Genomic DNA, 18,548 nt, shown 5'->3' with positions numbered 1-18,548 from the left:
CTAGCGCTTGCCGCGCTGCACTCGAATTTTCTCCTTCGAGCCGCGCGCCTTCGCCTTCTCCTCCTCGAGGAGCCGCTGCTGCTCCTTCGACTGCTCCATGAGCCCCTCCTGGTCCAGGCCAGAGCTCAGGAAGAAGAACGCGATGGCGGCGATCACCATCGACACCCAGGCAGGCAAGCCGAAGAGCAGCGGGAACGTGACCAGCGCGATCATGTCGAAGCCGCGGATCATCGAGAACATCAGCCCCGGCGGCATAGCGCCGGTGCCGGTAGCAACCAGCGGGCCGTTGTAGTTCGCTGGTTTTGCGGATACCCAGCGCACTGCGCCGAGGAAGCCCGCGACGGCGGCGACGAGCGTCGGAGTGATGCCATCGGCCAAGGAGAACTGCTTGTCAGCCGTCACTCCGGCGAAGGCCGGCAGCGCGCCCGCAGCCCACACCAACGCGAGGATGCCAGGCACCACCATGAGGGAGCGGCGCAGCTGGGCCGGCGCGAACGGAAAAGCGCGTGCGAGCCCCTTGGTTCTCGAGACCACGCGCAGGGAGTTCATGAACGGGATTAACGCGGCCATGAGCACGATGCCGGAGATCGCGACGTTGAGCGCCTGCAATCCGAGGGCGAGCACCGCGTAGGGCACGACGATGGTGATGAGCAGCACCACCAAATTCAGCGGGTTACGCACAAGGCGCTGGACGTCACGCAGCACCAGTGCGAGCGTGCCAGATCCGGAGCCGCGGGTAGGACGCACCTGCCCCTTCTCCTTGCACTTGTTCTCGACGAGGATGTCGCGGATCAGCGCGAACTCCAAGGCGAACGCGGCACCCTGCAAACCACTCAACAGCGACCCGCCCGACGTGAGCCGCTGACGCCGGATGTTGCGCAGCCGAAGGAAACCGCTTGCCCCACACGCGATGAGCAGCACGAGGCCGACGCCACCCACGACGAGCGCCAGATCCGACGACACGCTGGGCGGCACGTCGATCCACCCCGCCGCGGCAGCGACGAGGGCACCCAGGGCCGCTGCGGCTGAGAGCCCAAGGAACCATTGCACAGCAACGACGAGCCACCGTCGCTCGTAGGTCTGTTCCAGGCCTGCGAAGGCAGTGAGCCCGGCAGCACCGAGGCCCGCCGACAGCGACCAGATGCCGACATTCGTCAGTGTCTGCCCACTCAGCGCGGACACCAGCGCGGCCACCACGGCGCTGATCGCCCCCGAGAGGATAATGGCGACGACGAATCGCCCGCGCAACAGGCGCCGACGATCCATGGGCGAATCCATGAGCCAGAACCCCTCGGCCGAGCTCGCCAGCACCGGCCCGAACATGCGGCTGAACACCAAGGTAAGCGCGAGGATTCCGGCCGCGGCCGCCCAAGGCAACAGCCCGCGACCGGCGAGACATCCGGCGGAATCACAGCTCGACGCGGAGCGCTGCGCGTCGAGAATGGCAGATCCGATCATCGCGCCGAGCACGACGACGGAGAAGACCATCACGTAGGAGTCAGCCACCGCGGCCCAGAACGTGCGGTCGGCGCGACCGTTGCGCCAATCCCCCATCAGCTGTTTGATGGCGCGCTCGTCTGGGACTCCGATGGGCTCGAAGCGGGCGTTCAATGCATCTGCGCTCAACGCTGTTCTCCCAGCAGTACTTCGCGGGCCCCAATGGCCTCCACGAGGGATGGCTCGTGGCTCGCGAGCACGACGGCCAACCCGTCGCGCATGTCTTCCTTCAGCCGTCTGCCTAGCCACTCGACGCCCTCGACGTCAAGCCTCTGCTCCGGCTCGTCGAGCACGAGCACGCGCCTGGGGCGCACGAATGCCGTAGCCAGCGCCAAGCGTCGGCGCTGTCCCGACGAGAGTGTGGCCGGCAGCTGACCCGCCTGCTGCACGAGCTGCACTTCTTCCAGCACATCGTCGACGAGGTCGTCGGGATGGTCGATGCCGTGGGCGCGGGCGAGTAGGTCGAGGTGTTCCACGACGGCGAGGTCGGGGAAGAAGTCGAGGTCGTCAATGACGGTGGCGAGGTCGCGGCGGATCTGCGGGTTCGTCTCCGACATGCGGTTGCCGCAGATGGTGACCGTGCCCTCGTCGGGACGATCCGCACCCACTAGGCAACGCAACACCGTCGATTTTCCGGCGCCGTTGCGCCCGACGAGCGCGACGGCCTCACCTTCGCGCACCTGGAGGTTGAACCCTTCCACGATCGTCACCGGACCGTACGCTTTCTTGAGCCCCTCGGCCTTCAACACCACGTCTTTCTTAGCCACGCCCGCCATTGTCTCAGGCGTGTCAAAGTGGGGCTACTCTGGAACAATGAATGCTCAACGGCAGCCGCGCGAGGGGATCCGCGCCACGCTCGACAAACGTCGCGACGATGTGGCCAGCATGTTCGACAACATCGCCCCTCGCTATGACCTCCTGAACGATGTACTCTCGCTTGGGCAAGACCGCGGATGGCGGCGCGAGACCATCAAGGCCGTCGAGCCCCAGCCACGCCAGTTGATTCTCGACCTGGCGGCCGGCACCGGCACGTCGTCGCAGGCGCTGGCCGAGTCGGGCGCGACGGTGGTGCCCACCGATCTGTCGTTCGGGATGCTGAACCAGGGGCGCAGGCAGTACCCGACGCTCTCGTTCATCAACGCTGACGCGCTCCAGCTGCCCTTCTCCGACGAGACCTTTGACGCCGTCACCATCAGCTACGGCCTGCGCAACGTCGAGCACACCCTCGAGGCGTTGCAGGAGATGCTGCGGGTGACCCGCCGCGGCGGGCGCATCGTCGTCAATGAGTTCTCCACCCCCACCAAGCCGGCGTTTCGGCGTGTGTACAAGGACTACCTGCTGCGTGCGTTGCCCCCGTTGGCGAAGATCTCGCCCAATCCCGTTGCCTACAGTTACCTGGCGGATTCCATCATGGATTGGCCGGATCAGGGCGCGTTGGCCGAGCTCATGACACAGGCGGGCTGGACAAGCGTCGAGTGGCGCAATCTCACCGGTGGCATCGTCGCGCTGCACCGAGGGCGCCGCCCGTGATCCTGCTCGATCCCTACGCCGCGCGTTCTTGCCCTGTGAAGACGTTCAACGCGTTCGATCCCACGCAGCAAGCACCCGTGCTCGATGAGGCGCTGCACGAAGCGTTCCAAGGCGGCGCGGATTTCCGCACGTCCGTGCTCGACGTGTTGGCAACGGCCCCTGACGCGGTGGATCTGCGGGAGCGCCCAGGGGTTGAGGCGACGCGGGCCGCGGTCGAATCGGGCGCGACGGTGATCGTCGGCCCCCGGCTCCCCCACGACGAGGAGGGCCACCGTCGCGGCTCCCCCGACGCGCTCGTCCGCGACACCGAGGCGAGCGAGCCACGCTACTGGCCGCTGACCACTAAGCCGTACCGCATCGTCGAGAAGCAACTGCGAGCACGGGATCTGGAGGTTTCGTCGCTGCACTCCCCCACATTTCGCGCTGTGCTCGCGGACCGTCGCTACCGCACGCATCGCGAAGGCGCGCTGCTGGAACTTGCACACGCGTGGCGCACCCTCGATGCCGCTGGCTGGGCCAGCGATGCGCGGCGAGTAGGCGTCGTCGGTGATGCTGGCGACGACACCGAGCCGGTGATCGTGTGGGTTGATCTAGAGCGCAAGTTCATCCGCACGTTCTCGCGCACGAGTGGCTACAAGTTACGCAGCCCGCTGGAGCGCTACGACCATGAGCACGGTTTTCGCCTGCACGTCGCGGAGGCTGCCAGCACCCGCACCGGCGGTAACGATCCCGAGCCGCTGGTGCGTCCCATCCGGGTGAAGGAGTGTGAGTATTGCGCCTGGTGGGAGCACTGTCGCACCAAGATGGACGACGACGATCTCTCACTGCGCATCGCCAAGGCGCCGCTGGATGTGCGGGAGCTGCAGACCCTGCTGGGGCTCGGGATCAAGACGGTCGCGCAGCTCGCGGAGGCCGATATCGAGGAGGTCTTGCCGCGGTATCTGCCGCTGACCCAGCACCGCGACCGCTCGGAAGCCCGCCTGCGGCAGGCGCATCGTCGGGCGCAGATGATGGCACGCGGCGTGGCGCTGGAGCGGGTGAGCGTCGACCCGATCGGCGTGCCACGCGCCGAGGTGGAGATCGATTTTGACATCGAGACGGCGGGCGACGGGTCGGTGTACCTGTGGGGTTGCCTGGTGAGTGGCGTGAGCGACGAGCCCGAGTACGTGCCGTTCGTGCGGTTCGAGCATCTCGACGCCGACGCCGAGCTCACGCTCGCGGTGGAGTTTTGCCAGTGGCTGATGCACATGGCGAAACGCCATCCCGGCATGCGCGTGTACCACTACTCCGACTACGAGGTGGTGCACATTCGGCGCCTCGCCGAATGCACCGACCATCCGGCGCTCAAGGCGGCGCTGGCGCTCGCGGGCGACCACTTCGTCGACCTCTATCCCTATGTGAAAGACAATTTCGTCGGCGTCGACGGGCTGGGACTGAAAGTGGTCGCCACACGAGGGGCGGGCTTTGCATGGCGCGACGAGGAGCCGGGCGGTCTGCAGTCGCAAACGTGGTTCGCGAACGCCGTCGACGAGCACGACGACGCCTCGCGGGTGCGGGTGCTGGAGTACAACGAGGACGACGTGCGCGCCACGCTGCAGTTGCGCCGCTGGCTCGCGCGCTTGGATGCCGACGAGGGGTCGCCCGGCTGCTAGCGCGTGGCGTCTCCGGCTAGTACAGCTAGCGAGCAGGCCGCGTCTCGCAGGGATCATGCTGGTCGCGTCGAGTAGCTCGAAGCCTTCCAACAACACGTCGATGTGTTCAATCCGATCGACGCGATAGGTGCAGTGCGCAATAAAGTCGGGTACATGGACATAATGACTCTGCCTGCCCTGAGTACGCTCGAACGTCAGGGATGGGATGCACTGTGCAACCAGACCGGCTCGTCGTTCTATGGATCATTGATGACCGAGGACGCCGTCATGGTCCTCGTGAACGGTTTCACGATGGACAGGGACACCGTGGTCGCATCCCTCGACCAAGCGCCGGCATGGGACAGCTACACAATCAGCGACGAACGGATCGTTCGCGTAGGAGCGGAAGCGACAGCATTGGTGTACCGGGCCACCGCTCAGCGCGCGGGCGAAGAGCCCTTCGAAGCGATCATGACCAGCGTGTATGTCAAATCGACCGATGGCCCTCGGCTCGCGCTCTACACCCAGACGACAGCGACACACGCATCCGACGCTGAACGCAATCGTTCAACGCCTGACCGGCACGGGTATCACGGCGCGGTGCCGGAGTCATAGCAACACCTCCAACGCCAGACGCAGCCGCGGCTTCGCCTTGGGGAAGGCATCGGCCATGCGCAGCAATCTCGCAGGCGTTGAACCTTTGCGGCGCAGCCATCGCCGGAGCGCCTCGTGAGCGGTCTCACGCCCCTCCTGATGCACGAGCCGGAAGCAGTCGATGATGGTCCGCTCGGGCGAGTAGACCGCTATCGTCACACCAGGAGCGACCTGGTGTATCTCGCGCCCGAGGGTGAAGGTGTCGGTGGCGAAGCTGTGCCAGGCCACGTGGTCGAACCCAGCCGGGTGCCTGGTGCCGCGCGGCAGGGCGATGTCGGTGCCGAACGGGATCGCATCGGTGAGGTCGTGATGCGCGAGCGCGCTGGTCAGACATAACGTCGCGTCCGATCGAACAGCGGTCGCGGCGGCGAGAGAAACAAAGCGCTCATCGATCACGCCGGGTCGCAAGTACACGCCACGCCCCACGCGCTCGATTTCCTCAGCCGCGAGCAGGCCGTAGACCTCGTCCTTGCGCAAACCCGCCGCGCGGGCCTCCTCGAGTGTGAACACCGATCTGAGATCTATCACCGTCACCCCACTCACCTCCTATCCGTATACACACCTAGCATATGTGTCAACAGATAGGAACGGAAGCGGGCGGGCACCGGAGTGCCACCAGTTAGGTCGATCAATGTCGCCGGCCAGTACGGCTACGGCCTCGAGTATCTCGCGACGATGCACTCGGCGTCGCTCGCGAGCGCGGCCTCCAGTTCGGCGCGGGAGGTAGCCACCGTCGTGTTCCAGCCGAAGGCCCGAGCGACCGCAGCGAGGTCCACGTCTTGCGGCGTGCCGAAGACGCGCTCGAACGCGTCGGCGTATTCCGGCTGGCCCTGTTCGAGCTTGTGAAAGAGTGAGCCGCCGTTGTCGTCGCCGATCACGATGCGCAAGCGGGCGCGCGGTTCCTGGCTTGGGCGGGCGAGCGAGCCGATGTCGTGCTGGGCGGTGAGGTCGCCCAGGAGGACGGTGGTTGAGCGTCCGGTGCCGAGCGCGATGCCGGCTGCGGTGGCGATGGTGCCATCGATGCCGGCCTGCCCTCGACTGGCCCAGGTGGTGGGCGGCGCGGCGTGAATGGGTGCGAGGTCGGCGTCGCGGATGAGGTTGCTGGCGCCGAAGACGAGGTTCTCGTCCGGCCCGGTGGCGGCGAGCACCGCGTCGGCGACTGCCCGTCCGTTCCACGCGGCGTTGCCCTCGATGGCGGCGTCGGCTTCGCGCCAGCGTTCGAGCCACGCCGGGTCTTGCTGTCCGAGGGTGACTCGGTCTGCGACGATGCTCGCGCGGTGCCCGGTGTCCGGCCAGGTGGCGCGTGGCGTCACGACGACGACCTCGACGTCGCTGCGTGCGAGCAGCGCCAGTTGTGGCCTTGACAAGGTGGGATGCCCGAAGACGATGGCTCGCTCCACGTCACGGGCGAGTTCCTGGTTCAGCAGCCGGCGGTAGTTCGCAATGGCGCAGCGGCCAGCGCGGGCGTTCGACGCGGGTTCGGCCAGTAGCGGCACGCCGGCGTGCTCGGCGAGCGCCCGCGCCTCCGCGCCGACGGCGGGCAGAGCCTCGCCCGCCACCACAACGGTGCGCTTGGTTCCAACGAGCTCGACGACATCGCCGCCCCGGCTCGCCGCAACTTGCGCGACGTGCACGTCGGGGGTGGGCGCTTGCCCCACGAGCGGCGGCGTGAACTCGAGGTTGAGCTGCACGGGCCCTGGCTCGCGGGTGCGGGTGCCGAGCGCGAGGTGGGCGGCGCGCTGCACAGCGGCGCTCCAAGCTGTCGGGCCGCCGGATTGCGACGAGAGCCGCACCGTGCCCAGCACGGATGGGCCGAAGATGCCTACCTGGTCGGCGGTCTGGCTGGCGCAGGAGCCGACGAGCTCCATCGGGCGGTCGGCGGTGAGCACGAGCATCGGCACCCCGGCGTGCCGGGCTTCCAGGACAGCAGGGTGCAGGTTCGCGACGGCAGACCCACTGGTGACGGCCACCACGGCGAGCTGCCCCGTCGCTTTGGCCAGGCCGAGCGCACGGAAGGCGGCCGACCTCTCGTCGACGACGACGTGCAGCGAGAGCGCACCGTCGCTATCGAGACGATGGAACGCCATCGACAGCGGGGCGTTGCGCGACCCCGCGCCGCTGACCACGCCAGCGACACCCATCCGCACCAGCGTGTGCGCAACCACCGCACCCAGCTCCACACTGCTCATGCCCGCTCCTTGTCGTGCTGCCGCATCACAGTTGCCCCGATTCCTCGAGCACGCGCTGCGCGCGCTCGAAACGCGCCTGCCACCGGTTCGTCGTGTCCTCGTCGGCAAGGTGCCGCGACGCCAGCGTCGGCTCCAAGCCGACGATCGGCGGCGTCAGCCAGCCATCCTGAGGCAGCAGCGGGCGCTCGACGACGTCCCCCTCCAATAGCCGCACGGTCTCCAGCCCACACGCCCACGGCAGCTCCGGCAAGGCCGCGGCCAGGGCCACGCCCGCAGCGATACCGACGGAGGTCTCCACCGCCGACGACACCACGCACGGCATCCTCAGTTCCTTGGCGAGCGCCAGGCAGGGGCGGATGCCGCCGAGTGGCTGCACCTTGAGCACGATGCCGTCGGCGGCATCCAGTTCCGCCACGCGGTACGGGTCGTCGGCTTTGCGGATGGACTCGTCGGCGACGATGGGCACGCCCAGCCCCAGGGAACGCAGGCGGGCGAGGTCGTCGACGCTGGCGCACGGCTGTTCTGCGTACTGCAGCTGCAAGGGCGCCAGCGCGCTCAGCGCGCGGGTGGCCTCGTCGAGGCTCCAGCCGCCGTTGGCGTCGACGCGCAGCTGCACCTCTGGGAGCGCCTCGCGCACGGCGCGCACGCGGGCGAGGTCGGCGTCGAGGGAGGTTTCGCCGGCCACCTTGATTTTGATGGTGCGGCAGCCTGTTTCGATTGCGCGCCGCACCGCATCGTCGGGTGCGAGCGCGGGCACGATGCCGTTGACGGGAACCTGGTCGCGGAACGGGCTCGGGAAGCCGTGCTCCGCGATGTCGAGCGCCGCGAGTAGCCACGTCGCGGCCTCCTCGTCGCCGTATTCGGGGAACGGGCTCCACTCGGCCCAACCGGCCTTGCCTTCGAGCAGTACACCTTGGCGTCTGCGCAGCCCGCGGAACGGCACGCGCATGGCGATGTCGTAGACGATCACGTGAGGAACACCCCCACGACGAGCCCGAACCCAATTCCGATGCCTGCCATGCCGGTGCCCTGGATCACGGGGATGAGCGTCCTGCCGGTGGCCCCGCCGAGCACGAGTTTCAGCGGGGCGACGACCACGCCCAGCCCCAGGAGGGCGATGAGCGCCCACCACGTGGTGCCCGCCGCGAAGGCCACCACGGATACGACAGCGAGCAGCATCAGGGCAGCGTAGAACCACCGGGTGCCCTGGTCGCCGAGGCGCACGGCCAGGGTGTGTTTGCCCACCTCTTTGTCGGTGGGGATGTCGCGCAGGTTGTTGCCGACGAGCACCCCGCACGCCGTCGCGCCGACGGCGGCGCCAGCGCACCAGGCGTACCAGGGCGCGGCGAGCACATTGATATAGGTGGTGCCGACGGTGGCGACCAGCCCGAAGAAGATGAAGACGAACACCTCACCAAGCCCGATGTAGCCGTACGGGTGTTTGCCGCCGGTGTAGTACCAGCCGGCGAGAATGGAGACCGCACCGAGGAGGATCAGCCACCACTGGGCGGTCAACCACACGATGACGAGGCCAAACAGCGCGGCCACCGCGAAGCTCATGAAGGCGGCGCGCCGCACCTGGGCCGGCTCGGCCAGCCCGGACGCGGTGAGGCGCAGCGGCCCGGCGCGGTCTTCGTCGGTGCCGCGAACACCGTCGGAGTAGTCGTTGGCGTAGTTCACCCCCACCTGCAGCGCGACGGCCACCAACAGCGCGAGCACCGTGCGGAGGAGGTCGACGCGCCCGGCATGCATGGCGGCGGCAGCGCCGGCGAGGATGGGGGCGACGGCGGCGGGCAGCGTGCGGGGGCGAGCGCCTTCGACCCAGATGTTGAAGCTTGTCATTGCGCCAGCCATCTTAGGAGCTTTTCGCGATCCGGCTTGCCGCCCGGCGTTCGGGGTAGCTGGTCGACGACGCACAACTGGCGCGGCAAGGCGTGCTTCGGAAGCGCCGGGTGCAGGCGCGCTCGCCATTCGTCGAGGGTGCCGCCCGTGGCGAACAGCACGATCCGCTGCCCCCATTCGTCATCGTCGACGGCGAGTACCCAGGCGTCGGTATCCAGTGCGGTGACGGCGGCCCGCACGGCGGCGAGGTCGGCTTTGAGGCCGCCGGTGATGACGATGTCGTCCGCGCGCCCAAGGATGCTCAGACGCCCGTGAGCCCACCGGCCGCGGTCCTTTGTCAGCAGCGATCCGCCGCTCACCATTGGCCCGCTCAGGCGAATGAGGCCGCGCTCGATGGTCACCTCGACGCCGGGCAACGGCACGCCGTCGTAGACCACACCCCCGCAGGTCTCGCTCATGCCGTACGTCTCCACCACACGCACGCACGCCTCGTCAGCCCGCTCCCGCACGTCCTGGCGCAGCGGTGCTCCCCCGACGAGCACCGCGTCGAAGCCGTCGAGGGGCAGGCGCTGATCGAGGGCGCGGATGAGCTGGGTGGGAACGATGGACAGGCAGTTGCGGCCAGGCGCGGGGGCAGCGTCGGTAAGGTCCGACGAACACACCCGCACCCCTGAGCCCAAGACGCCTCGGACGAGCACCATCAGCCCGGCCACGTAGTGGCTGGGCAGGGCGAGGTGCCACGTCGCATCCCAGCCGAAGAATTCTCGATTGGCGTGGGCGGCAGCGAGGAGTTGCGCGCGGGTGAGCGCCACGCGCTGCGGTGTCCCCGTCGAACCCGAGGTTTCCAACACCACGCCGACGTCTGGAGGGAGCTCCGCAGGTTCTCCGGAGGCTAGCCACAGCCCCGTGCCCCCGGAAAGCATGCGTTGCACATCGTCGACGGTGGGACTGGTCATGCGCGTCATGCTATCGCCGCTGCCTGTGCCCTCCGAATCCCCTGCGCGGCGCACTTCGTAGCGCAAGCTAGACTGGCCTGCATGCCTAGGGTGCTGCTCATCGTCGCCATCATCATGTTGACGCTCTACTGCGTCATAGAAGTTGCGCAGGCTCGAAGTGCCCGCGTGCGGCGCCTTCCGAAGTGGCTGTGGGCCTTCGCCGTGATTTGCGTGCCGGTGGTTGGCCCGATCAGCTGGCTGGCGTTGGGGCGCCCCACGAATGTGTCGCGCAAGCCTCTGCCGTTTTCTGCGCCCGACGACGACGAAGACTTCCTGCGGGGAATTAGGTAGGGCAGCGCCCGAAGCGCAAGAATGGCACATATGGGATTCGGACTCGGCGCAATGCAGGCGTGGCTCGGTGACGCGAGAACCACGTTCCACGCGAACTCACAGCTGCTCGACGACCTCGATACTGCGATTGGCGACGGCGACCACGGCACGAATATGTCGCGCGGCTTCGATGCCGCTGTCACCGTCGACTTCGTCATGAACAACACTCCCAAGCTGGCGCTGCGGCAGATCGGCATGAATCTGTTGGGCACCATCGGCGGCGCGTCAGGCGCCCTCTACGGCACATTCTTCCTCACCTTGTCGGCCGCCTGGCCTACCGAGTTGAACGCGGCAACGCTGGCGCAGGCGTTCGGCTCCGCCCGCGATGCGGTGCAGGCCCGAGGCCGGGCCGAGATCGGCGATAAGACCATGGTCGATTCCCTTGATGCCGCAGTGCGTAGCCTCAGCGCAGAACCCTCCGACGTGCCCACCTCCGAAGCGCTCTCCCGCGCCGCAGACGCCGCCCAGACTGCTGCCGATGCCACCCGCGACATGCTCGCCCGACGCGGACGCGCGGCGCTGCTTGGCGAACGCAGCATCGGCCACGTCGACCCAGGCGCTGCGTCCATAGCCCTGCTGTTCGAGATCACCGCCCGCCAGGCGGCGTTCCTCAGGGCGAACAACGACGCCCCTCAGACCCCAGGAGATCACTCGTGACTAGCTGGTTCGTGCCCGGACGCATCGAGGTGTTCGGCAAACACACCGACTACGCTGGCGGGCACTCGCTCCTCGCCGCCGTCGACCGCGGGGTGACGGTCACCGTCGCATCTGATGACGTGTTCCGCGCCACCTCAGATGCGTTCCTCGACGAAACCATCGAGCTGATCCCCGGGCAGCCGCTGCAGGCGCGCCCTGGGCACTGGGGCCATTACCTGCAGGTGGTGCTGGACCGCCTCACGCTGAACTTTGGGCCCCTCGAGCCAGTGCGCTTCGAGATCTCGTCAACGCTCCCCGCGGCGAGCGGCATGAGTTCCTCATCAGCGCTGGTGTGCGCCGCCGTGCTCGCCCTCGTTGACCACGCTGGCCTCCTCGAGTCGCCTAGATGGACCGACCACATTCACGACGAGCTCGAGCTGGCGAGCTACTGCTCCTGCGTAGAAAACGGCTACGACTACCCCGGCCTGCCCGGCAGCGCCGGCGTGGGAACCCTCGCCGGAGCGCAAGACCAGACCGCCATGATCGCCTGCCGCGAGGGCGAAATCACTGAGTTTTCCTACATTCCCAGCCGCCGCTATGGATCGTGCGCCCTGCCCGACGGCTGGTGCTTCGTCGTCGGCGTATCAGGAGTGCGCGCGGAGAAGTCCGGCGCGGTGAAAGAGCGCTACAACTATCTCTCGAGTAGCACCAAGGAACTGCTCGAGCGCTGGAACGACGCCACCGGCCGAGACGACGTCATCCTCAACGACGTGCTGGGTGTCGAGGATGGGGTTGCTGGCCTGCGCGAGATCGTCGCTGATGACGAGGCCCTCACCCGCCGCCTGGAGGCGTTCGTCGAAGAAGTGACGCAGTGCATTCCGCAGGCGTTCGAGGCGCTCCAAGCAGGCGATGTGGAGGCGTTCGGGGAGGCTGCGTTGAGGTCGCACCGCAACGCGGATGAACGTCTGGGCAACCAGATTCCTGAAACAAACCGCCTGGTGGAGCTGGCTCGCGAACTCGGTGCCCCCGCTGCCTCAGCATTCGGCGCCGGATTCGGCGGCTCGACGTGGGCGCTGGCCCGCAAGGACGATGCCGAGCAGTTCGCTGCGCGTTGGGGCGAGCGCTACCGCGCCGAGTTCCCGGATACGAACCCGGAGTTCATCATCACCCAGCCCAGCGCGCCGGCCCACAAGCTCTCGTAGCGAGCGCGACGCGTCACGTATTGCGGGGCGTGCGCTCGGCGTCGAGTTCGATGTCGTCGTAGCTGCGCGGGTCTTCGATGGGCTCGAGGTGGCCGAGCACCTGCAGGCCAGGGAACTCGGCGACGAGCTCGTCCACTAGGTCTTCCATGAGGTCGTGGCCGTACTGCACGGTCCACTTGCCGGGCACCAGCATGTGGAATTCGAGGAACGATCTCGCCCCGGACACGCGGGTGCGCACCGCGTGGAATTCCACTTCCTCACCCACCGAACGTTCCATGATCGTTGCGATCTGACGGCGGTCCTCCTCCGGCAGCGCCTCGTCGAGCAGACCGCGCGAGGATTCAGCGAGCAGTTTCCACCCCGTCCAGAGGATGTTCAGCCCGACGAGCAGCGCCACGACCGGGTCGAGCCAGATCCAGCCAGTCAGCCACACGAGCCCAACCCCGACGAGCACCCCAGCCGAGGTGACCACGTCGGTCATGAGGTGCTTGCCGTCGGCGCGCAGCGTGATGGAACGGTGGGTCTTGCCGGCGCGAATGAGCACCAGGGCTACGGCGCCGTTGATGAGCGATGCAACCACCGAAATGAGCAGCCCGATACCCACCTCTTCGAGCGGCTGCGGGTTGAGAAGCCGCTCGACCGAGAAACCGATGATGGCCATGGCCGCGATGAAGATCATCACGCCTTCGGTGGCGGCGGAGAAATACTCAGCCTTGCTTCGCCCGAAGTGGAAGGCATCGTCGGCGGGTTTAGCGGCGAGCTTCAGCGCGATGAGCGCCACGATGGCCGCGACGAGGTTCACCGTCGATTCGGCTGCGTCCGACAGCAAACCCACCGACCCGGTGATCCACCACGCCCCGGTTTTCAGCAGGAGCGTGGCGAGCGCGGCAGCGATGGACAGCCATGCGAATTTGGAAAGATCGGCACGTTGCACAACCCACGAGTGTCCCCCTTTCGTGCTCATAGGTCAACGTATGCTGGTTGATATGCGAAGCGGATGGTTTGGTCTCCCGCTGTTCGGTAAACACCCGGAGCCGGCGGTGGTGTCATGCACGATTTCGGGTGGCGGGTCGCGCGCGAGTTTCCAGATCGGCGCTCTGCAATACCTGTACCGCCACGACGAACAATTCACCCCGACGGTGTTCGTCGGCGCCTCCGCGGGCGCAATCCTGGCTTCTGGGCTCGCCCAATACGCGAGCCGCCACGAGCAGTCTGAGTGGATCGACCGTCTGGGCGAGCTGTGGTTCGGCATGCGTAGCTCTGAGGAGATGTTCACACCCCGCAACTGGTTCCGCAAGCTTCGCGATGAGGGGCCGTCGTGGATGGAAATCGTGCAGCCCCCGCCCGCGCCGCCCAAGCCGAAGAAGGCACCGTCGCGCCTCGCGCTGCCCAATTTCTTTACCCGACGCGACCAAGATTCGCCCGCCACCCCGAGCTCGCCAGATTCGCCGCTCGACCCCGTGGAGATGGCGCTCACGCCCGACGGTGAGATCCGGCCACAGTGGTCGCTGGAGCACCTCTCGGCCATCGCCAGCCACATCGGGCAAATTCCGCGTATCGGCACGGACATGTCGGCCATCTGGTCGGGCTTGGAGCAGACCCAGTCGATGTACCGCCCAGGCCCGGTGCTGCAAGACCTCCTGGAGCCTGCCTTCTTCCAGCCTGCGCGAGTGGCGTCGTCGGGTATGCGCCTCAGGATTGCGCTCGTCGCGCTCGAATCGGGCGAGCTGCGCTACATGACCGAGGAAGGCAAGCTCGTCGACCGCAACAACGAGCCGTGGGATGACGCCGAGCATGATCTCGTCCACGGCTTGCTCGCTTCGTGTTCCATCCCCGGCGTGTTCCGCGCCGTGCCCATCGACGATGAGACGTACGTCGACGGTGGAACCAGGGAGAATCTGCCGGCTGAGCTTGCCATCGGACTCATGGGCGCGTCGCGCAACTACGTGCTGTCGAGCCACACCGGCGGCGTCACGCCGCGGGCGAACATGGCCGACGCATCCATCTTCGATGTGGTGATGCGCGCCACGGATATCCTCATTGACGAGGCCGGGCGCGACGAGCTCGAGTACGCGATCTCCGCGAAGGCCATCAACATCTACCCAAACGTGCCAGTGCATGATGCGATGACGGTGCACCCTGGCCTGACGCGCATCAACGCCGCACACGGTTGGCTAAGGGCGGCCGAAGCGCACCTCGAGCTTGATGCCCAGCATCGCCGCAGACACCGTCGGATCATCGAGCAGCGCCTCCAATGCCTGCGGTTGGAACAGGCGTGGCTGGAGGAGCCGGAACCACAGGAGCGCCGCGACGACATCGTCAGCGCGAAGCGGGCTCTGCGAGCGATGGTGGAGGAGGCGCGCCCCGACGCGCTGCCACCGGACGCCAGTTCGTGGGCGCGCACGTTCGAAGAGCACCCCCAGCCGGTCGAGTCGCGCCCCTGGTGGTGAGTGGTTAACCGACGTCGATCCAGACGTGGTGGGCGTCAGCATCCAGTGACGCCGCGCCGCCATACGCTTCGTCGGGCACATAACCTGCCCGCAGGTCGTCGTCGGTGAGCGGCTGGGCGTGCACATGTTTTGCGATGCGTGCGCGCTCCTTCGCCGCCGCAGTGAGCACCAGTAGCGGCATCGCGGAGTATTTGCGGTTGGCCTGCACCGTGCGCGCCACCTCGTCGTGCACGGTGTCCGCGATGATCGCCAACGGGTTGCTGGCAGCGAGGGCAGGGAGGAGCTGCCGGATGCTGGTGATCGGCCCGTCGACGACTAGCACGCGGGGGGAGTCGAGGTGAGCGCGTCCGCGGGCTGGCAGGAGCGTGCGGTGCGCGACCCGGGCGTCGAACCGTTGCCCTACGGGAGACTCCCGCTGCCCCTCGATGTCGGGGAGGGCGTCGATCTCGGCTTGGGTGATGTAGGTGGGCACGTGGGCGTCGACGGTGTCGTTGCCCCTGGGCGGCACGACGACCGCCTCGCGCTGAGCACGTCGGAGCTCGCGGCGATCGGTCACCGTAGCCACGCACAGCAAGGCCAGGCCAAGCACCACCGCCCCGACGAGCCACAGCCATTCCATGCCTTCACTGTGCCAGAGGGGCCAAGCCCGAAGTGGCAGTTTGGCGTCGATGCTCTAGACTGTGATGGCCCCTATAGCTCAGTTGGCAGAGCAGTGGACTTTTAATCCATGGGTCGCGGGTTCGATCCCCGCTGGGGGCACCACCACGACGATGCAACGTGCGGCATCGCTCGCTTCCACTGCGCTGCACACACTGGTGCGATGGATTCAAACCTCAACCTGCTACAACCTGAACCTCAAGCTGTACTTCAAGTGATTCGCTGAGAGTTACACTCAGGCTTTATTCAGCTCTACTGCCACGCCAGGATGTGCCGCAGTAGTCAACATAACCCCTAGTCAGAGACGCCTAGCCGTAAGAATTACATGTGTGTGATTCGTAGCGACGTACCGGCGTGGCTCCGTGCGTTCAAACCTCAACCAACCATCAACCTGCCTTGTCCCTGCCACTTTGGGGGCCCTAGTGTCCTCGGGACCGGATGTGCCGGGAGTCTCATGATTCCGGGGAAGCGGTGCATCCGGGAGTTCTGTCCACAACGTGAGGAGACATGGTGAGGGCTATCCAAGGGCTGCGCGTGACTGCGGCTGCTGCCTCCTTGGCGCTCGGAGTTCAACTGTTCGGATCCCTGGCCACCGGGCCAGGCGCGGACGCACATTCTGGCACTGTGCAGGCAACTACACGGGTGCACGTCCGCACGCAACCCACGACGAACAGCAAGTCCCTCACGATTCTGAACCCCGGAGCGAAGGTGCATGCCTCCGGCACCGCGAACGGCTGGACGAAGGTCACCTGGAACGGGCGCGTGGCCTACGTCTATTCGAAATACCTCACCACGACGCGTCAGCCGGCAGCCCCGGTGACCTCGGCATCGGCATCCGGACGATCCCGCACAACAGCGAACCTCATCGTCCGATCTGGCCCGTCCATCAAACACCAACGCGTCGCCCTGGCTACGAAGGGCACCGTCGTGAGCCTCACCGGAAAGCGTTCCGGCGAGTACACGCAGATCAGCTGGAAGGGCGCACCTCGCTGGGTGGCCACCAGATATTTGACGTCCCCAACGACGGGTGCCGCACCGGCACCGTCGGCATCCACCCGCGGAACGCGCATGGCACAAACCACCGAAAACCTGAATGTGCGCATGGGGCCTGGCACGAAGCACCGCCGCATAGCGACGGCTAAGAAGGGTAGCCTGCTGCCCGTGACGGGCCGCACGCATGGTGAATTCACCGAGGTGATCTACCAGGGGAGCAAACGCTGGGCGGCGTCGAAGTGGCTCCGCAGTGTCGATGCGTCGTCCACGAACCCGGGCAACAACGCCAAGCTGCCGTCAACGACGAAACGCTGGGCCACCGCAGACCTCAACATCTGGTACGCCAGCAGCGGATCACGCTACAACCACGAGATCCCCAAGGGCTCTGAGATCGCCATTACCGGCAAGGTCGCCAACGGACGCGCCGAGATTGTGCATAAGGGCGCGCTGCGCTGGGTGACCTCTCGCTACACCACCTCGACCGCACCGTCGACGCCCGCGCCCGATGCTTGGAGCAGCTCGGGTACCCTCCCGACCACACCCATCACCGGCGGCCCTCGCGGCAAAGCCCTCAACAAGGGGTACTCGTCGGGCATGCACCGGACGAACCCGTATATCCAGCGCATCTCCGCCGACGCATGGGCGCGCTTCCCGCAGATCAAGACCCACTACGGGTGGCGTCGCGACGTGACCCCGGATCACCCGGCTGGGCGCGCCGTCGACCTCATGATCCCCAACTACAAGAAGAACAATCAGCTTGGGTGGCAAGTTGCCCGCTACTACCAGAAGTACGCGCGCGAGCTGAACATCAAGTACATCATCTGGGATCAGAAGATCTGGAGCGTTGCGCGCAGCAGGGAGGGGTGGCGCCCGATGTCGAATCGCGGAAGCGACACCGCGAACCACTACGACCACGTGCACATCAGTTCGAACTGATGCCGGTCGTACAGCGCCAGGTGCACACCGATGCAAGGATGCGCCCTGCGCTTGCGCTACTGCTCCATCGCCTCCAAAGCGTCCCGGACGATGGCCACCGCCTCCTGCGGGGTGAGTGAGCCGTCCACCGAATGCAGCGACGAGGAGACCACCACGTTGCCCTTCAACGCGCTCACGGAGTTGGTGGTGGTAGACGCACCCCCGGGGATGGTCTGAACCATGTGCATGGCGCTTGTCATGTCGACGTTGTCGAACGTCGGCGCCTCGAGCTGCGTGTAGTGCAGGGTCATCATGACGCCATTGGTTTCGGTCTTTGCCTCATTGCACTGATGCGGAACCGGCTCACCCCTGTCGATTGCCATCTGCCGCGCATCCTCAGCGGTCTGATATTCCTGGATGCTCAGCCAGACCACGTTCCCCAAGCCGGTATTGCGGTGTATGGCGACGTGCGTCCTGCCTCCCTCCGGCAAGTCCCCATCCTGCAGATCGTGGTAGAAGTCCCGGCACTGTTGGGGTTCGATCTTCATATCTTCCGAATCATCGGCGAGTTCGCCGGGGTCGATCTCGCTGCCCGGGATCTGCTGGGCCCCCTCGTGCTTCTTCACGAACGCGTCGATGGCCGCCTGGATCTGCTCCTGCGACACCCTCTCCCCCGACGCGGCTGGCGTCGTCGGCCCTTGCGGTTGTTGCATTTCCGCGGCGGAAGTTTTCGACGACGGTTCGCTCGGCGCTCCCGTTGGCTGTTCGGCCTCGGACGCGCTCGAGGCGGTTGGAGCGGGGCTCTGCGTCGGGCTTGGCTCTTCACCGGATGAGCAGGCCCCCAGCGTGAGCGCTACGGCGAGAAGCACGAGAAGGCCGCGCGCGCGGCGTCGGTGCAGTGTCATGGATGTCCCTTGTCCATTGCGGAGGCGTCCAGTCGCGGGATTCGGCGACTGCTCAGCACTGTAACGTCAACGAAGGTCACCTGAGCCGTGAGCCGTGCCCGTGGGGTTCGACGAGGCACGTC

At 66.7% G+C, this 18,548-nt stretch carries 18 protein-coding genes and 1 tRNA gene; 9 read left to right on the top strand and 10 right to left on the bottom strand.

Annotated elements, in window-relative coordinates; all coding sequences use genetic code 11:
- Both Q0X61_RS00470 and Q0X61_RS00465 read right to left on the bottom strand, forming a co-directional pair.
- Positions 1–1,626, bottom strand: a complete 1,626-nt coding sequence (locus Q0X61_RS00470; RefSeq protein WP_297739172.1) for a DUF6297 family protein — start codon at positions 1,624–1,626, stop codon at positions 1–3.
- Positions 1,623–2,273, bottom strand: coding sequence for an ABC transporter ATP-binding protein (locus tag Q0X61_RS00465; RefSeq protein ID WP_297739169.1), 651 nt, complete (start codon positions 2,271–2,273; stop codon positions 1,623–1,625). The genes Q0X61_RS00470 and Q0X61_RS00465 overlap by 4 nt, the downstream gene beginning before the upstream one ends.
- A gap of 37 nt (positions 2,274–2,310) precedes the next feature.
- Between Q0X61_RS00465 and Q0X61_RS00460 the strand changes: the two genes are divergently transcribed.
- The 3 genes from Q0X61_RS00460 to Q0X61_RS00450 all read left to right on the top strand — a co-directional run bounded on the left by Q0X61_RS00460 (position 2,311) and on the right by Q0X61_RS00450 (position 5,273).
- Positions 2,311–3,027: a demethylmenaquinone methyltransferase gene (locus Q0X61_RS00460; RefSeq protein ID WP_297739166.1), complete on the top strand. Its 717-nt coding sequence runs from the start codon at positions 2,311–2,313 to the stop codon at positions 3,025–3,027.
- Complete coding sequence (locus tag Q0X61_RS00455; RefSeq protein WP_297739164.1) at positions 3,024–4,679, top strand: TM0106 family RecB-like putative nuclease; 1,656 nt, start codon at positions 3,024–3,026, stop codon at positions 4,677–4,679. The genes Q0X61_RS00460 and Q0X61_RS00455 overlap by 4 nt, the downstream gene beginning before the upstream one ends.
- A gap of 153 nt (positions 4,680–4,832) precedes the next feature.
- Positions 4,833–5,273, top strand: a complete 441-nt coding sequence (locus tag Q0X61_RS00450; RefSeq protein WP_297739161.1) for a nuclear transport factor 2 family protein — start codon at positions 4,833–4,835, stop codon at positions 5,271–5,273.
- On the opposite strand, the gene Q0X61_RS00445 is transcribed toward Q0X61_RS00450, so the two are convergent.
- The 5 genes from Q0X61_RS00445 to Q0X61_RS00425 all read right to left on the bottom strand — a co-directional run bounded on the left by Q0X61_RS00445 (position 5,268) and on the right by Q0X61_RS00425 (position 10,299).
- Complete coding sequence (locus Q0X61_RS00445; protein WP_297739158.1) at positions 5,268–5,846, bottom strand: hypothetical protein; 579 nt, start codon at positions 5,844–5,846, stop codon at positions 5,268–5,270. The genes Q0X61_RS00450 and Q0X61_RS00445 overlap by 6 nt on opposite strands.
- Positions 5,847–5,962: 116 nt before the next feature.
- A complete protein-coding gene (gene menD / locus Q0X61_RS00440; RefSeq protein WP_297739155.1) occupies positions 5,963–7,501 on the bottom strand; it encodes a 2-succinyl-5-enolpyruvyl-6-hydroxy-3-cyclohexene-1-carboxylic-acid synthase in 1,539 nt (512 codons plus the stop codon).
- 25 nt (positions 7,502–7,526) lie between these two features.
- Positions 7,527–8,471: an o-succinylbenzoate synthase gene (locus Q0X61_RS00435; protein WP_297739152.1), complete on the bottom strand. Its 945-nt coding sequence runs from the start codon at positions 8,469–8,471 to the stop codon at positions 7,527–7,529.
- The gene (locus Q0X61_RS00430; protein WP_297739149.1) at positions 8,468–9,343 is read right to left on the bottom strand and encodes a 1,4-dihydroxy-2-naphthoate polyprenyltransferase; all 876 of its coding nucleotides are present in this window, start codon (positions 9,341–9,343) and stop codon (positions 8,468–8,470) included. The genes Q0X61_RS00435 and Q0X61_RS00430 overlap by 4 nt, the downstream gene beginning before the upstream one ends.
- Complete coding sequence (locus tag Q0X61_RS00425; RefSeq protein WP_297739146.1) at positions 9,340–10,299, bottom strand: AMP-binding protein; 960 nt, start codon at positions 10,297–10,299, stop codon at positions 9,340–9,342. The genes Q0X61_RS00430 and Q0X61_RS00425 overlap by 4 nt, the downstream gene beginning before the upstream one ends.
- Before the next feature lie 81 nt (positions 10,300–10,380).
- Here Q0X61_RS00425 and Q0X61_RS00420 point away from each other — a divergent pair, with 81 nt between their 5' ends.
- The 3 genes from Q0X61_RS00420 to Q0X61_RS00410 are packed head-to-tail and all read left to right on the top strand — an operon-like array spanning position 10,381 to position 12,506.
- Positions 10,381–10,629 (top strand): PLD nuclease N-terminal domain-containing protein, encoded by a 249-nt coding sequence (locus Q0X61_RS00420; RefSeq protein WP_297739144.1) that lies wholly within the window; start codon positions 10,381–10,383, stop codon positions 10,627–10,629.
- A 30-nt stretch (positions 10,630–10,659) separates the two neighbouring features.
- Positions 10,660–11,325 (top strand): dihydroxyacetone kinase subunit DhaL, encoded by a 666-nt coding sequence (gene dhaL, locus Q0X61_RS00415; RefSeq protein ID WP_297739141.1) that lies wholly within the window; start codon positions 10,660–10,662, stop codon positions 11,323–11,325.
- Positions 11,322–12,506 (top strand): galactokinase family protein, encoded by a 1,185-nt coding sequence (locus tag Q0X61_RS00410; RefSeq protein ID WP_297739138.1) that lies wholly within the window; start codon positions 11,322–11,324, stop codon positions 12,504–12,506. The genes dhaL and Q0X61_RS00410 overlap by 4 nt, the downstream gene beginning before the upstream one ends.
- Positions 12,507–12,519: 13 nt before the next feature.
- Here the strand turns inward: Q0X61_RS00410 and Q0X61_RS00405 are convergent, their stop codons facing one another.
- Entirely contained in the window at positions 12,520–13,470 is a 951-nt protein-coding gene (locus Q0X61_RS00405) for a cation diffusion facilitator family transporter (protein ID WP_297739135.1), read from the bottom strand.
- Between the two features lie 22 nt (positions 13,471–13,492).
- On the opposite strand from Q0X61_RS00405, the gene Q0X61_RS00400 reads away from it, so the two are divergent.
- Positions 13,493–14,956 (top strand): patatin-like phospholipase family protein, encoded by a 1,464-nt coding sequence (locus Q0X61_RS00400; protein ID WP_297739132.1) that lies wholly within the window; start codon positions 13,493–13,495, stop codon positions 14,954–14,956.
- A 4-nt stretch (positions 14,957–14,960) separates the two neighbouring features.
- On the opposite strand, the gene Q0X61_RS00395 is transcribed toward Q0X61_RS00400, so the two are convergent.
- Complete coding sequence (locus Q0X61_RS00395; RefSeq protein ID WP_297739129.1) at positions 14,961–15,575, bottom strand: hypothetical protein; 615 nt, start codon at positions 15,573–15,575, stop codon at positions 14,961–14,963.
- Positions 15,576–15,642: 67 nt separating this feature from the next.
- Here Q0X61_RS00395 and Q0X61_RS00390 point away from each other — a divergent pair.
- Both Q0X61_RS00390 and Q0X61_RS00385 read left to right on the top strand, forming a co-directional pair.
- Positions 15,643–15,718: transfer RNA gene (locus Q0X61_RS00390), tRNA-Lys, on the top strand.
- A 402-nt stretch (positions 15,719–16,120) separates the two neighbouring features.
- Positions 16,121–17,542 (top strand): SH3 domain-containing protein, encoded by a 1,422-nt coding sequence (locus tag Q0X61_RS00385; protein WP_297739126.1) that lies wholly within the window; start codon positions 16,121–16,123, stop codon positions 17,540–17,542.
- Between the two features lie 56 nt (positions 17,543–17,598).
- On the opposite strand, the gene Q0X61_RS00380 is transcribed toward Q0X61_RS00385, so the two are convergent.
- A complete protein-coding gene (locus tag Q0X61_RS00380; RefSeq protein WP_297739123.1) occupies positions 17,599–18,426 on the bottom strand; it encodes a hypothetical protein in 828 nt (275 codons plus the stop codon).
- Positions 18,427–18,548 lie beyond the last annotated feature (122 nt).

This window comes from uncultured Tessaracoccus sp., from assembly GCF_947255005.1.
In the GTDB taxonomy this organism is placed as follows: Bacteria; Actinomycetota; Actinomycetes; order Propionibacteriales; family Propionibacteriaceae; genus Arachnia.
This window is presented reverse-complemented; position numbering and strand designations above follow the sequence as displayed.